The sequence below is a fragment of the Stenotrophomonas genospecies 3 genome, assembly GCF_054473855.1.
On record NZ_JBTMUR010000010.1, the window covers coordinates 149,238 to 161,700 of the forward strand.

Sequence of the window (12,463 nt, forward strand, 5' to 3'; positions counted from 1 at the left end):
CTGTACTGCCCACACTTCCACTACGGTTCCGCCATGCCACGTTCGCTCACCCGCATCGAATCGGTCATCCAGACCGTCCGCACCCGCATCGGTGCGCGGGTGGATGGCCCCGGCTCGCGCCTGCCCTCGGTACGTGCGCAGGCGGCGGCGATGGGGGTGTCGGTCTCGACCGTGGTCGAGGCCTACGAGCGCCTGGCGGCCGAAGGCCTGATCAGTGCGCGCGCAGGATCCGGCTTCTACGTCAGTGGGCCGACCGCACCGCTGGCGCTGGCTGAAATGGAGCCGCGGCTGGACCGCGCGGTGGACCCGCTGTGGGTGTCGCGGCAGTCGCTGGAAACCCCGCCGGGCCACCTCAAGCCGGGCTGCGGCTGGATGCCCAGTGATTGGCTGTATCACGATGGCGTGCGCCGCGGCCTGCGTCGGCTGGCGCGTGCCGATGCATCACAGCTGGTCGACTACGCCGGCCCGCTCGGGCTGCCCCCATTGCGCCAGCTGCTGCAACGGCGCAGCGCGGCGCTGGGCATCGATGCGCCGATGGAGCAGATCCTGCTGACCGAATCCGGTACGCACGCGGTCGATCTGCTCTGCCGTTTCCTGCTCAAGCCCGGCGACTGCGTGCTGGTCGATGACCCCAGTTACTTCAACTACCACGCGTTGCTGAAGGCGCACCAGGTGCAGGCCATCGGCGTGCCATACACGCACAGCGGCCCGGACCTGGAGGCGTTCGCGCAGTCAGTTCAGGCGCATACGCCGCGGCTGTACATCACCAACTCGGGCCTGCACAACCCGACCGGCGCCGTATTGTCGGCCAGCACCGCCCACCGCCTGCTGGGCCTGGCCGAACGCAATGAACTGATCATCGTCGAGGACGACATCTTCGCCGACTTCGAACTGCAGCCTGCACCGCGGCTGGCCGCGCTCGATGGGCTGTCGCGGGTGATCCACGTCGGCAGTTTCTCCAAGACGCTGTCGGCGGCTTCGCGCTGTGGCTACGTCGCCGCTCGCCCTGAGTGGATCGAGGCGCTGACCGATCTGAAGCTGGCCACCAGCTTCGGCGGCGGCCATCTGGCGATGCAGTTGATGCACATCGCGCTGACCGACAGCGGCTACCGCCGCCACATGCAGTCGGTACGTTCGCGCCTGGCCGATGCGCGCCGGCACACGCTGCGGAAGCTGCAGGCGCTGGGCATCACGCCGTGGCTGCAGCCGGAAGCCGGGCTGTTCCTGTGGTGCCAGCTGCCCGATGGCCGCGATGCCGCCGCACTGGCCCGGCAATGCCTGCGCGAGGGCATCGTGCTGGCACCGGGCAACGCGTTCAGCCAGTCGCAGCGCGCGGCTGACTATGTACGTTTCAACGTTTCGCAGTGCCAGGACCCGAGGATCTGGCAGGTACTGGCGCGCGCGCTGCGTTGAGCTGGTAATGCGCGGCCAGCGCATCCACCACCACACGCACGCCCGGCAACTGGCCGCGACGATGCGGCAGCAGCACGCTGGTGGTCACTTCGCCGGCATGCCACGCCGGCAGCACCTGCTGCAGGCGGCCAGCGGCAAGGGCCTCGGTACACAGGCTGTGTGGCAACACGGTGATGCCAAGACCCGCTTCGGCCGCCGCGATCAGCAGCTGCGATTCATTGCCGACCAACGCCACCTGCGGCTCCACCTGCACAGTGCGAGCGTCGGGAGCGTGCAGCGTCCAGCGCGTTGCATGGCGCGCGGTCAGCAGGCCGGCATGCGCACGTAGCTGCTCGGGCGTATCCACTGCCGGCGCGGCTGCCAGATAGCCAGGGGACGCCACCAGCACGATGCGCTCGCTACCCAGCGAGCGCTGCACCAACCCGGAATCCGGCAGCGGACCGAAGTGGCTGCGCAGGGCGATGTCGATGCCCTCCTGAGCCAGATCGATGAAACGATCACTCACTTCAACTTCGATCCGCAACCGTGGATAGCGGCGGGCCAGTGCAGGCAGGCACGCGGCGAGCTCGCCCTGCACCACCGGAATCGAAGCGCTGATGCGTACGGTGCCGCTGGGTTCGGCCTGGCGGTCGCGGACGATGGCCTCGGCCGCCTCGACCTCAGACAACGCTGCGCGTGCGCGCTCGAAGAACTCCTGGCCGACCTCGGTCAATGCGAAGCGGCGCGAACTGCGTTGCAGCAGCCGCACCTGGAGCTGTTCTTCCAGCAGCGCCACGCGCTTGCTCAACGTCGAGCGCGGCAGGCCCAGATGGCGCCCGCCTGCGGCGAAACCGCCCTGCTCCACCGCAGTCACGAACAGGGCCAGATCGTTGAGGTTGAGCATGCGTAACGTCCACATATGTAGACTTCAGGATGCCATTCGGACGGCTTCCGGAGCAATGTCCACGCGGGCACGCTTTCCTCACCCGCCGCATCGCGGCTCGAACCGGAAACCTGCCATGACCCCGATCCTCTTCTACGGCGTGCCCTCGGGCTGCTCGTTCGGCTCCATCATCGCGCTGGAGTGGCTGCGCCAGCCGTATCACCTATGCCGCATCGAGATGCCCGGCCAGGTGCAGGGCGAAGACTACCGCCGCCTCAATCCACTGGGCGAAACCCCGACCCTGCGAACCACACAGGGCGAACTGCTCAGCGAGAGCCTGGCCATCCTCAACCACCTGGCCGCGAAGGGCATCGCACAGGGCCTGGGCTTCGCACAGGGCACCTCCAGCTTCGATCGCCTCAACCATCGGCTGGCCTATCTCAACACCAGTTTCTTCGGTGCCTACGCGCCGCTCTGGCACGCACTGGAGCATGCGGAAGGCGATGAAGGCGAGGCGCTGCGTGCCTATGGCACGACCAAGGTGCGCCACGCCCACCAGGCGCTGGAGCAGATGATCGGCACGGGCCCGTGGCTGCTGGGCGAACAGCGCAGCTTTGCCGACGCCTACTTCGCAGGCATCGCGCGCTGGAACGACTATCACCAGGTGGTCGATCGACGCGAGTTCCCAAGGGTGCAGCAGCTGTTCGAGCGCCTGCAGGAAGACGCCGGCGTGCAGTTCGCCCACGCCATCGAAGCGCAGCAGCCGGCAACCAGCGGCGGTGGATTCCTCGGCGAGGTGCGGATGGAAGACGTGCTTGAGGCCGCAGCGGCCTGAGCCCTGTCCTGCCCGTGCGGCAGCGGCGCGCAATGCCTCTTGCGCGCCGCGCTACAGTGGTATGTCCCCCGCTGCAGGAATCCGCGCATGTCCACGTTCTCCGATCCGCAGGCGGTGGCCCGCTATGCCGAAGCACCGCTGCGCCAGGTGCCTGGCTTCCTCGCCCTGCAGCAGATGAGCCGGCTGCTGCTGGCCGAACGTGTCCCTGCGCAGGGCCGCGTGCTGGTGCTGGGTGCCGGTGGCGGGTTGGAACTGAAGGCCTTCGCCGAGGCGCAGCCGGGCTGGCAGCTGCTGGGCGTAGACCCGGCCGCGCCGATGCTGGCCCTGGCCGAGCAGACACTGGGTCCGCTGATGTCGCGCGTGCAGCTGCTGGAAGGCTATATCGACGATGCACCCGATGCGCGCTTCGACGGTGCCAGCTGCCTGCTGACCCTGCACTTCCTCGATGCCGGGCAGCGCCTGCACACGCTGCGCGAACTGCACCGGCGCCTGCAACCCGGCGCGCCGCTGGTGGTGGCGCACCACAGCGTGCCGCAGGACCCGGCCGGCAAGCTGCGCTGGTTGCAACGCTACGCGGCGTTCGCCGAAGCCTCGGGGGTTGCCCACGCCGATGCGCAGCGCGCGATCGACGCCATTGCCGAGCGATTGCCGTTGCTGTCGCCCGAGCAGGAGGTTGCGCTACTGCAGGAGGCCGGCTTCGACAACGTGGAGCTGTTCTACGCCGGCTTCAGCTTCAAGGGCTGGGTGGCGTACGCCGGATGATGCCTACGGCACCACGGTAATGCCGATACGCTGCATCAACAGCGCCACCTGCTGCACATCCAGTGTGGCGCCACGCAAGTTGGTGCTGCGCAGATCCAGCTCGCCCAGCTCCGAGTTGGTCAGGTTGCAGTCGGTGAAGTTGGCACTGTTCCAGTCGATCCCCTCGAACTGGCCACCGGACAGGTCTGAGCCCGCGAAGCTGGCACCGCTCACGTTCGCGCCGTCCCAGCGGTTCTCCCACAGTTCGCACTTTTCCAGCGTCACTCGCGAGAAATTGGCATAGCGCAGGTTCGACTTCTTGATGAACGCGCTGCAGAACCAGCTGCGCGTGGTGATCTGATTCATGAAGCTGGCGTTGCTGAAGTCCGCGCCCTGCGCACGGCACTCACTGATCTCCAGGCCCAGCGCCTTGATGAAACTGAAGTGGCACATGCTGATGTCGCAACTACGGAAGCTGGCTTCCTTCAATGTGGCGCCGTTGAAGCGGCAACCGGCGCGGTTTTCAGCGTCGTAGAAGCTGCAGTTGATGAACTCGGTGGCGGTCAGGTCCGCGCCGGAGAAATCGCATTCGTGGAACTGCTGGTCGACCACTTTCTGGCCGGTGTACTGGTCCGCGCCGATGCGCAGCTTGCGGTGAACGGTGGGGGACATCGTGGATTCCATGCCAGGTGCCCCGCCATGATGCCGGGCCGTGAGGGCGATCCATAGACGCTGGCGCGGTTGGGTTCACCGGCAGTCCAGCCGATCTGTGGCCACGCCCGCCCAATGCACGTTGTTGCACGTTAATGCACGAACATGCAGACTTGTGTCATGAGCTCCGATCCCAGCCCCCTCCCCGCCCAGCGCACCCAGCTGATCCTCGACGAACTGCGCCAGCAGGGCCGCGTGGTCGCCGCCGAACTGGCGCGTCGCTATGCAGTTTCCGAGGATTCGATCCGCCGCGATCTGCGCGAGCTGGCCGCACAAGGCCTGTGCCAGCGTGTCTACGGAGGCGCCGTGCTGCCGCCGCCAAAGGAACGGCCGCTGCGCGAGCGCCTGACCCGCGACCGCGGCGACAAGGCCGAGCTGGCCGCCCGCGTCTGCGCGCTGCTGCAGCCCGGCCAGGTCGTACTGCTCGACGCCGGGTCGACCAACCTAGCGATCGCCCAGCAGCTGCCGACCGCTCTCGGCCTGACGGTGATCACCAATGCTCCGCAGATCGCCACCGCCGCCAGCATGCTCGAAGGCACCTCGGTGCAGCTGATCGGCGGCCGCCTGGCCAGCGGTGGCGGCGCGGTCGGCGCTGAAGCGTTGGCGCAGGTGCAGCGCCTGCGCGCCGACGTATACCTGCCCGGCCCCTGCGCGGTGGACGGCGACACCGGCGTCTGGGCAATGGATTCGGAAGAAGCCACGCTGAAACGCGCGATGGTGGCCTGCAGCAGCCGCGTCATCGTCGCCGCCACCACTGAAAAGCTCGGTGCCCGCGGCAACTGGCAGATCGCCAGCCTCGATGAAATCGACGATCTGGTGCTGACCACCTCGGCTCCGCCGGCGCTGGCCGCGCGCTTCCGCGCAGCCGGCATCGCGGTACACCCCACTCCGCCCTGACCGTACCGCCCATGTCCCTTGCCAACCGCGCGCGTGCCGAACAGCACGCGACCCGCGCTGCGTTCTTCATTCCCGGCTTCGCCACTGCGTTGTGGGCCACCCTGGTGCCATTCGCCAAAGCGCGCACCGACATCAACGACGCCACGCTGGGCCTGGTGCTGCTCTGCCTCGGTGCCGGTTCGCTGCTGGCCATGCCGCTGTCCGGTGTACTGGCCGCACGCCTGGGCTGCCGGCGGGTGATGGTGGCCAGCAGCCTGCTGATCTGCCTGACCGTGCCCGGCCTGGCGCTGGCCGGTTCGGCCTGGACGCTGGGGCTGGTGCTGTTCGTGTTCGGCGCCGCCGTGGGCGCGATGGACTGCACGATGAACGTGCAGGCCGTCATCGTCGAGCGCGAAGCACGGCGCGTGATGATGTCCGGCTTCCATGCCTTCTTCAGCATCGGCGGCTTCCTCGGCGCGGCCACCATGACCGTGCTGTTGTCCGCACAGCTGCCGCCACTGGCATCGGTGCTGATCGGCATCGGCGCCATACTGCTGGTGATGCTGCTGTCTGCGGCGTACTGGCACAGCGAACGCATGCCGCACGACACACCGATGTTGGCCCTGCCGCACGGCATCGTGCTGTTCATCGGCGTGCTGGCGTTCGTCGCCTTCCTCGGCGAAGGCGCGATGCTGGACTGGAGCGCGGTCTTCCTCAGCGATGTGCGTCGCGTCGATGCCAGCCTCGCCGGTATCGGCTACGTAACCTTCACGCTGACCATGACCGTGGCGCGCTTGTTCGGTGACGCACTGGTGGAGCGCGCAGGCCGTGAGCGCGCGATCGTGTTCGGCGCGCTGCTCGCCGCCGCGGGAGTGCTGGTGCTGACCTTGGTCACGCCGTGGCAGGCGTCGCTGGTGGGCTATGTGCTGGTCGGCCTCGGCTGCGCCAACATCGCACCCGCGCTGTTCTCACTGGCTGGCCACCAGACCCGCATGCCGGGTGCGCTGGCGATCACCGCGGTATCCACGCTGGGCTTCGCCGGCATCCTTGCTGGGCCGGCGCTGATCGGCTTCGCCGCCAACCACTTCGGCCTGATCGCTGCGTTCATCGGGGTGGCCACGGCCTTGTTGTTGGTGGCCATGTCCACACGTTGGCTGCGGATGTAGCCCAGGGCCTCAGCGCCGCCTGTGCCGCAGCTTCATCCGCAATCGCCGATAGCCGATCACCGTCGCCGTGGCACACAGCGCGGTGCCAGCAGCACTCAGCAGCAGCAACACAGCCAGCCGGGCACCTTCCTGGCGCAGCATCGCCGGCAGGTCCCAGCTGTGCAGGAAGTAGAACAGCCAGCGCCCCACGCGCTCACGGTGCCCCATTGTCAGCAACGGATCGCCGGTGGCCAGGTCGAGGTAGACGCGCGTGGCCTCGGCATCGCCGAAATCCGCCACCGCCACCGGGAAGCGCCGTACCGCCGCCCCGTTCATGGCTTCCGGTGCACGCGGATAGAAGTAGGCGTCTGCTGCACGCTGCACCTCGAAGCCCTGCATCGGCGCAGCGGACAGCGCACGCACCTTCTGCTGCAGCCACGGGGCCGGCAGCAACCGCGCCACCTGCAAATGCCCATCGTTGCCGGACACGATGCGGGTATCGCCTTTCCCATCCAGCAGCACCGCGAACAGCTCGCCTCCGATGCGGCGCCACTGGATCTCGACCGGTTGGAAGCGCTCAGCACCGGCCACCGCCAGAAGCATCACCGGCTCACCCAACGCGCCATCCACCGTTACCGCGCTGCCACGATAGCGTTCAACATCGATCGCCTCGCGCGTGCTGCTGAAGACCCCCAATGGATTCATCGACATCAGCCCGCTGAAGATCCAGGTGAACACGAAGGCCGCAGCCATCAGTCCGATCAGATGGTGCCAGCGCATCCACGGTTCGACGTACGGCGTCTTCGCACCGGAGCGGTAGCGCCCGCGGAAACGCCAGCGCCACACACCCACCACGATGCCGCTGACTGCCGCCACCGTGCACAGCGCGGACAGCACGATCACCACCCACGTCCAGACCGGATCCACCGACTGCATGCGCAGGAAATACAGCCAGTGCAGCCAGGCCCCCACATAGTTCCAGCGCTGCTGCACATGCGGTGCGTCCAGCACCACTTCACCGGTGCGCGAGGACACATACAGGTCACCGGGCTGTGCGCCCCCCACCTCCACCCGGTACAGCGGCCGGTGCGCGTCCAGCGCGCGCGAATGCGTCCAACGGTCCTCTTCCACGCGCATTGCACCGACAAAGGCCGGGCCGCCAGCAAACTGTGCCGCTGACGCTTCGGCGCGCTGTGCCGACACTGGCAGCAGGGCCTGGCCGGTGACGGCTGACCACGCCCCCACGTTGCTTCCCGTGCGCACCACATACGCAGGCTCGCCACGCAGCGTGGTCAGCGCCACGGCCTCCGGCTCGGCCTGCACGGCTGCAGGCAGCACCGACAGCCCGCGCAGATCGCGGGCCTCCGGCAGCACCGGCAATGCCGCCAGACGTTCACCGGGCGTCAGCTTCGGGTAGCCAATGAACAACATCACCATGCCGCTGACGAACCACAACAGCATCAGCAGGCATCCGCCGATGCCGAGCCAACGGTGCACCAGGTAGGTCCAGCGCTTGGCAGTGGATCGCAGCGACATGGTGCGTGTCCTCAGAAGCGATGGTCGACGGTGAACTCGACGCGACGATCCGCGCCCAGCAGCCACTGCGTGCTGGTGTAGTACGCGGTGGCGTAGTACGCCTTGTCGAACACGTTGAACAGGCGCGCTGACAATCGCGTGCGCGGTGCTGCCTGCCAGGTCAGCGCCAGATCAGTGGTGCTGTAGCTGGGCAACTCCAGCGTGTTGGCATTGTCTGCGTAGCGCTTGCCGACATAGCGAACGCCACCCGCCGCGCTCCAGTCCGGTGCGAACTGCCAGCTCAACCACACATTGGCCAGGCGTTCGGCCACGTTCGGCGGCACGTTGCCATCGCGCGAGACCAGCATCGGCGGCGACCCTGTGGTCTCCAGGAAGTCCTCGAACTCGGCCTTCAGCACCGTGGCGTTGGCATCCAACGTCCAGTGCGGCGCGACGTTCCAGTTCAACGACGCCTCGATACCATGCGAGGTCTGCGCGCCCATCTGCACGCGGCGGTCCGGCACCAGCGGATCGCGGCTGAGCAGCCCGGTCTTGCGGATGCGATACGCCGCCAGCGTCCACTCGCCGCCATCGAAGGCCTGCTTCAGGCCCACCTCGATCTGCCGGCCCTTGGCCAGGTCGAAGGCACCGTTGGCCGGGCTGATCATCAGCAGGCCACTGACCGGGTCCGCCGCCTGCGAGTACTGCGCATACAGGCTCAGCGTCGGCTGCAGCGCGAATACCGTGCCTGCACGCCAGCCGGTGCTGCTGTAGGTCTTCGAGAACGCATTCTGGCCGCTGATCAGATCGGTACGGTCGATGCGCGCGCGGTCGTGGCGCAGCCCACCCAGCACCGACCAGCGCTCGCTCAGCGCCAACCGGTCTTCCGCGAACAGCGCGTACTGCTCGGCACGATTGCGGTAGCGCGGCAGGTTCGGCGCGTCGCTGACGAACTGGCCCGGCACCGGTTCGAACGGGTCGATCGGGCCCGAGCTGCCGGCATAGGTGTTGTTGGTGTGCTTGAAGTGCGCGCGGTTGGCGTCCAGGCCCACCGCGAAGCTGTTCTGCAGGCCACCTGCGGTCCCCTGCACGCGCAGCGTCGAGGTCAGTCCGGTCTGGTCCTGGTTGTGGGTGATCTCGGTGTTGCCCGATCGATCGATCAAGCCGGTGGCGCGGTTGTAAACATAGGCCTCGGCATTGCGCCAATCGCGTTGGCTGTCGATCTGGTAGAGGCGCGTGCGCCATTCCACGTTCGCGGTCGGCGTCCACAGCGCATCGAGCTGGGTCCAGCGGTCGCGATAGCGGATCTGGCTGTCGTCCACGTTGTAGTTGCGGTGGCGCAGCGCCTCCAGCTGGCGGCCCTCGACCAGCGGCGTGCCGAAGTAACGCATCGGCTGCTGGTAGCCCTGCGCATGGGTGAGGGTCAGCTGCAGGTCCGCGCGCGGCTGCCACAGCAACGCACCGGAGAATGTCGCGTCACTGTTGCGCCCACGATCGACCCAACCACCGCTGTAGTTGCCACTCACGTCCAGCCGGTAGGCCAGCTCGGACGTCAGCGCGCCACCGCTGCCGAAGCCCAGGCGCGCGGTGTCCTCGCTGCCCACGGTTACGCTGATCTCGTTCTCGATCGCACCACGCGTGAGCTTCTTCGGCACGATGTTGATCACGCCGCCGATCGCACCGTCGCCATGGATGACCGAGGCCGGGCCGCGCAGCACTTCGATGCGCTCGATCGACCAGGTATCGAACGGGAAGGTGATACCCACGCCGCCGTACTGGCGCAGCCCGTCGTACAGGCGCATCACCGAAGCGCCATCGGTGAAGCCGCGGCTGGACAGCGCACTCAGGCCGTTGCCCGGATGCGGCATCGCACTGATCGCACCTGCCCGGCTGATCGCATCGTTGAGGTTGCTGTCGCCACGCTGCTCCAGTTGTTCGCGCGAAATCACCGTCAGGCTGGCCGGTGTCTGCAGCACGCTCAGGCCCAGCGCGGAACCGGCGTTGGCGGTGGACGACAGCTCACCGCTGCGGGTATCGACCACCCGCACGGTATCCAGCGTGGTCGGTGGTGCCGCATCGGCGGCAAGCAGGGGCGCGGCGTGCAGGAGCAATGCGCACAGGACAGGCAGCGTCGCCCGGCGCAGGTGCGCGGGGTTGGGGTTCGTTTTCATTTGTTCACGGCATGCAAGGCCACCCGCAATGGCAGGGCAGCAATCAGAAAGGGACAAACACGCGCGTGCGGGCACCGGCCGTGGCCGGCAACCTCATGGAAAAATGTTCAATGCAACGCGCGTGCGGCTCAGGCAGCCATCAGAGCCGGCGGCCCACGCGCTCCCAATGTGCCGCTGATCCGTTGCGGCAACGACCGCACCGCACCGCGCAGCGCGCGGCACACCGGTGCCATCGGCGCCAACAGCAGCACTGCCGCCACCAGCAGCGTGATCAGCCGTGCAGCGATCAGGCAGTAATCGCAGTCCACGCCCATCTCATGATCGGCGTGTGGATCGGCAGGTGGCTTCTTTGCGGCCTCGCCGTGCGGCATCGCCATCGCGTGGTGGTCGTGATGGCCTTCCATCGCGTGCTGCGCAAGCTCTGCATGCATCGCATGTTCCATGGCTGCCACCGGCGCAGCGGCAGCCACGTGACCATGCGCCAGCCAGCGGCTCACCAGCGGGGCGAGCAGCACCAGCAGCATGGCAAGCCAAGCCAGGGCCTGGAACCGGCGGTGGAGGACAGAATGACGCACCCGGCCATTCTACGGGGCCATGGCCAACCTTGGACCCCGTTCAGGGTTGGCCCCCTGCGACACGGTGACGCAGGGCTGCCCTCCCCCGCGCACGCCCTCCATTCAGTAGATCCACGCCATGCGTGGATGCTTTTCGCGCATCAACTCACGTACTGGGCCACACCATTACCGAACGACCAATTTTCCCGCTTCACTTCCACCAGGTTGATGAACACATCCTCTCGGCGGATACCCACCGCCGCATGCAGGCCATCGGCAATGCCCAGGTACAACGCTTTTTTCTGCTCCAGCGTGCGTCCCTCGTTCCAGGTGATCTGGATGCAGATGAAATCGTCGGTGCGGTCCACGCCCAGGTAACCGGGGTCGTAGATCAACGTGCCCGGCTCGTGTTGCTGGAAGATCTGGAAGCGATCGTTCTCCGGCACGCCCACCGCGCGCATGGCCTGGTAGATGGTTTCGCCGACGCGTTGCAGGTAGTCGGCGGATTTACCTTTGCGAAGATCGATACGGGCGAGCGGCATGGTGGCACTCCAGAGTGGATGGGCACGGCAACGGGCCGAGACTACGCCTGCCCGGGGCGGTGGGACAGCGCAGGAATGGAACCCTCTGCTTCCATTCGTGGCACGGGCCCGCCCACGTGCGTAACGAAGGCGACCCGGACGAACAGTTGGGCGCCTTCCACACCGACGGGCTGATCGTGGCCGCGCGACAGCTGGTACGCGAGGCACATCATTGCCTCTCCGGCGACGACGCCTGACCGGCCCGGATATGCGCCCGCTACAATCGAGCAGGGAGCGCAGGAGACCGCAATGGACGCCGAACACCTGGAGTACTTCAAGGCCGCACTGGAAGGCCGCGCAAGCGTGGGCTGGAACGTCTGGTTCACCGCCAACCAGCAGGCGCTGGCACAACACCTGAGCCGTCCTGCACTGCTGCGCTTGAAGTTCAGCAAACTGGATGAAGCCGAACGCCTGCTGGCCGAGGCCGGCATCGTGCCCTGCAGCACAGCGGGCAAGCGCTACGAAATGTACTGCGCGCAGTTCTCGGCGGACGTGGTGGACGCGAACGGTCGCCCGCTACCGGCCATCTGGCGCGCGGCGCACGGCGGTGCCATCGGCCTGCTTGCCGATGGTGAGCAGGAGGCCGGCCAGGCGAAGCTGCTCGCGGAGTTCCGCCGCGTCCGCAAGCGCGGACTGCAGCAGGCCCATGAATGGTTGGCCGATCTGTGCTTTGAAGGCGAGATGGAACTGAGCGGCGGCAATGCCGATGTGGGCCGTAGCCTGCTGGCGGTGGTGGTGCGGGCCGGCAGCGGTCACGACCTGCTGGATGCAACCGCGATGATCGCGCACGAGCTGCTGGAGGACCTCGGCTGAAACGGTGATCGCTTCGGCGGGCACTACGGAATCACAGGCAACAAAAAAGCCCCCATTGCTGGAGGCTTCTTTCGTTCTGCAACATGGTGGGCGGTACAGGGATCGAACCTGTGACCCTTGCCGTGTGAAGGCAATGCTCTACCGCTGAGCTAACCGCCCGGTGTGTTGCTGAGCCGCTCATTATAGGGGCTTTTCAGAGGCCGTCAACCGTTTTTCACATTCGTGTTCACGGGTGTTTTCGAGGGC

12 protein-coding genes and 1 tRNA gene are annotated in these 12,463 nt (G+C 67.0%); 6 read left to right on the forward strand and 7 right to left on the reverse strand.

Going from position 1 to position 12,463, the window contains the following annotated elements:
* Window positions 1-33: 33 nt before the first annotated feature.
* Window positions 34-1,413, forward strand: coding sequence for an aminotransferase-like domain-containing protein (locus ACX9OT_RS14755; protein ID WP_459002692.1), 1,380 nt, complete (start codon window positions 34-36; stop codon window positions 1,411-1,413).
* Here the strand turns inward: ACX9OT_RS14755 and ACX9OT_RS14760 are convergent.
* Window positions 1,352-2,296 carry a LysR substrate-binding domain-containing protein gene (locus ACX9OT_RS14760; protein WP_459002694.1) on the reverse strand — a complete coding sequence of 315 codons (945 nt, stop codon included), beginning with the start codon at window positions 2,294-2,296 and terminating at the stop codon, window positions 1,352-1,354. The two genes, ACX9OT_RS14755 and ACX9OT_RS14760, sit on opposite strands and share 62 nt — an antisense overlap.
* Before the next feature lie 115 nt (window positions 2,297-2,411).
* Here ACX9OT_RS14760 and ACX9OT_RS14765 point away from each other — a divergent pair, with 115 nt between their 5' ends.
* Together ACX9OT_RS14765 and ACX9OT_RS14770 are read left to right on the forward strand one after the other, a co-directional pair.
* Window positions 2,412-3,110 carry a glutathione S-transferase family protein gene (locus ACX9OT_RS14765; protein ID WP_459002696.1) on the forward strand — a complete coding sequence of 233 codons (699 nt, stop codon included), beginning with the start codon at window positions 2,412-2,414 and terminating at the stop codon, window positions 3,108-3,110.
* Between the two features lie 87 nt (window positions 3,111-3,197).
* Window positions 3,198-3,872 (forward strand): class I SAM-dependent methyltransferase, encoded by a 675-nt coding sequence (locus ACX9OT_RS14770; protein ID WP_132809373.1) that lies wholly within the window; start codon window positions 3,198-3,200, stop codon window positions 3,870-3,872.
* 3 nt (window positions 3,873-3,875) lie between these two features.
* Here ACX9OT_RS14770 and smqnr read toward each other — a convergent pair whose 3' ends face one another.
* Entirely contained in the window at window positions 3,876-4,523 is a 648-nt protein-coding gene (gene smqnr, locus ACX9OT_RS14775; protein WP_121504026.1) for a SmQnr family pentapeptide repeat protein, read from the reverse strand.
* A gap of 159 nt (window positions 4,524-4,682) precedes the next feature.
* Between smqnr and ACX9OT_RS14780 the strand changes: the two genes are divergently transcribed.
* Window positions 4,683-5,459 carry a DeoR/GlpR family DNA-binding transcription regulator gene (locus ACX9OT_RS14780; RefSeq protein WP_107431416.1) on the forward strand — a complete coding sequence of 259 codons (777 nt, stop codon included), beginning with the start codon at window positions 4,683-4,685 and terminating at the stop codon, window positions 5,457-5,459.
* Window positions 5,460-5,470: 11 nt separating this feature from the next.
* Window positions 5,471-6,604, forward strand: coding sequence for an MFS transporter (locus tag ACX9OT_RS14785; RefSeq protein ID WP_459002699.1), 1,134 nt, complete (start codon window positions 5,471-5,473; stop codon window positions 6,602-6,604).
* A gap of 9 nt (window positions 6,605-6,613) precedes the next feature.
* On the opposite strand, the gene ACX9OT_RS14790 is transcribed toward ACX9OT_RS14785, so the two are convergent.
* From ACX9OT_RS14790 to ACX9OT_RS14805, 4 genes are all read right to left on the reverse strand, one after another.
* Complete coding sequence (locus tag ACX9OT_RS14790) at window positions 6,614-8,119, reverse strand: PepSY domain-containing protein (RefSeq protein ID WP_459002701.1); 1,506 nt, start codon at window positions 8,117-8,119, stop codon at window positions 6,614-6,616.
* 11 nt (window positions 8,120-8,130) lie between these two features.
* Window positions 8,131-10,269 (reverse strand): TonB-dependent receptor, encoded by a 2,139-nt coding sequence (locus ACX9OT_RS14795; protein ID WP_459002703.1) that lies wholly within the window; start codon window positions 10,267-10,269, stop codon window positions 8,131-8,133.
* Window positions 10,270-10,397: 128 nt separating this feature from the next.
* Window positions 10,398-10,793: a DUF2946 family protein gene (locus tag ACX9OT_RS14800; RefSeq protein ID WP_049463484.1), complete on the reverse strand. Its 396-nt coding sequence runs from the start codon at window positions 10,791-10,793 to the stop codon at window positions 10,398-10,400.
* Between the two features lie 191 nt (window positions 10,794-10,984).
* On the reverse strand, window positions 10,985-11,365 hold the full coding sequence (locus tag ACX9OT_RS14805) for a tautomerase family protein (RefSeq protein ID WP_049463481.1): 381 nt from the start codon (window positions 11,363-11,365) through the stop codon (window positions 10,985-10,987).
* Between the two features lie 288 nt (window positions 11,366-11,653).
* Here ACX9OT_RS14805 and ACX9OT_RS14810 point away from each other — a divergent pair, with 288 nt between their 5' ends.
* Window positions 11,654-12,217: a hypothetical protein gene (locus ACX9OT_RS14810; protein WP_423163213.1), complete on the forward strand. Its 564-nt coding sequence runs from the start codon at window positions 11,654-11,656 to the stop codon at window positions 12,215-12,217.
* Window positions 12,218-12,301: 84 nt separating this feature from the next.
* On the opposite strand, the gene ACX9OT_RS14815 is transcribed toward ACX9OT_RS14810, so the two are convergent.
* Window positions 12,302-12,376: transfer RNA gene (locus ACX9OT_RS14815), tRNA-Val, on the reverse strand.
* Between the last annotated feature and the right edge of the window lie 87 nt (window positions 12,377-12,463).

What these genes read in the sequence shown, in the direction of transcription:
- ACX9OT_RS14755 (WP_459002692.1), top strand. Translation starts at nt 34, where the DNA reads ATGCCACGTTCGCTCACCCGCATCGAATCGGTCATCCAGACCGTCCGC.
- ACX9OT_RS14760 (WP_459002694.1), bottom strand. Translation starts at nt 2,296, where the DNA reads ATGCTCAACCTCAACGATCTGGCCCTGTTCGTGACTGCGGTGGAGCAG.
- ACX9OT_RS14765 (WP_459002696.1), top strand. Translation starts at nt 2,412, where the DNA reads ATGACCCCGATCCTCTTCTACGGCGTGCCCTCGGGCTGCTCGTTCGGC.
- ACX9OT_RS14770 (WP_132809373.1), top strand. Translation starts at nt 3,198, where the DNA reads ATGTCCACGTTCTCCGATCCGCAGGCGGTGGCCCGCTATGCCGAAGCA.
- smqnr (WP_121504026.1), bottom strand. Translation starts at nt 4,523, where the DNA reads ATGTCCCCCACCGTTCACCGCAAGCTGCGCATCGGCGCGGACCAGTAC.
- ACX9OT_RS14780 (WP_107431416.1), top strand. Translation starts at nt 4,683, where the DNA reads ATGAGCTCCGATCCCAGCCCCCTCCCCGCCCAGCGCACCCAGCTGATC.
- ACX9OT_RS14785 (WP_459002699.1), top strand. Translation starts at nt 5,471, where the DNA reads ATGTCCCTTGCCAACCGCGCGCGTGCCGAACAGCACGCGACCCGCGCT.
- ACX9OT_RS14790 (WP_459002701.1), bottom strand. Translation starts at nt 8,119, where the DNA reads ATGTCGCTGCGATCCACTGCCAAGCGCTGGACCTACCTGGTGCACCGT.
- ACX9OT_RS14795 (WP_459002703.1), bottom strand. Translation starts at nt 10,269, where the DNA reads ATGAAAACGAACCCCAACCCCGCGCACCTGCGCCGGGCGACGCTGCCT.
- ACX9OT_RS14800 (WP_049463484.1), bottom strand. Translation starts at nt 10,793, where the DNA reads ATGCTGCTGGTGCTGCTCGCCCCGCTGGTGAGCCGCTGGCTGGCGCAT.
- ACX9OT_RS14805 (WP_049463481.1), bottom strand. Translation starts at nt 11,365, where the DNA reads ATGCCGCTCGCCCGTATCGATCTTCGCAAAGGTAAATCCGCCGACTAC.
- ACX9OT_RS14810 (WP_423163213.1), top strand. Translation starts at nt 11,654, where the DNA reads ATGGACGCCGAACACCTGGAGTACTTCAAGGCCGCACTGGAAGGCCGC.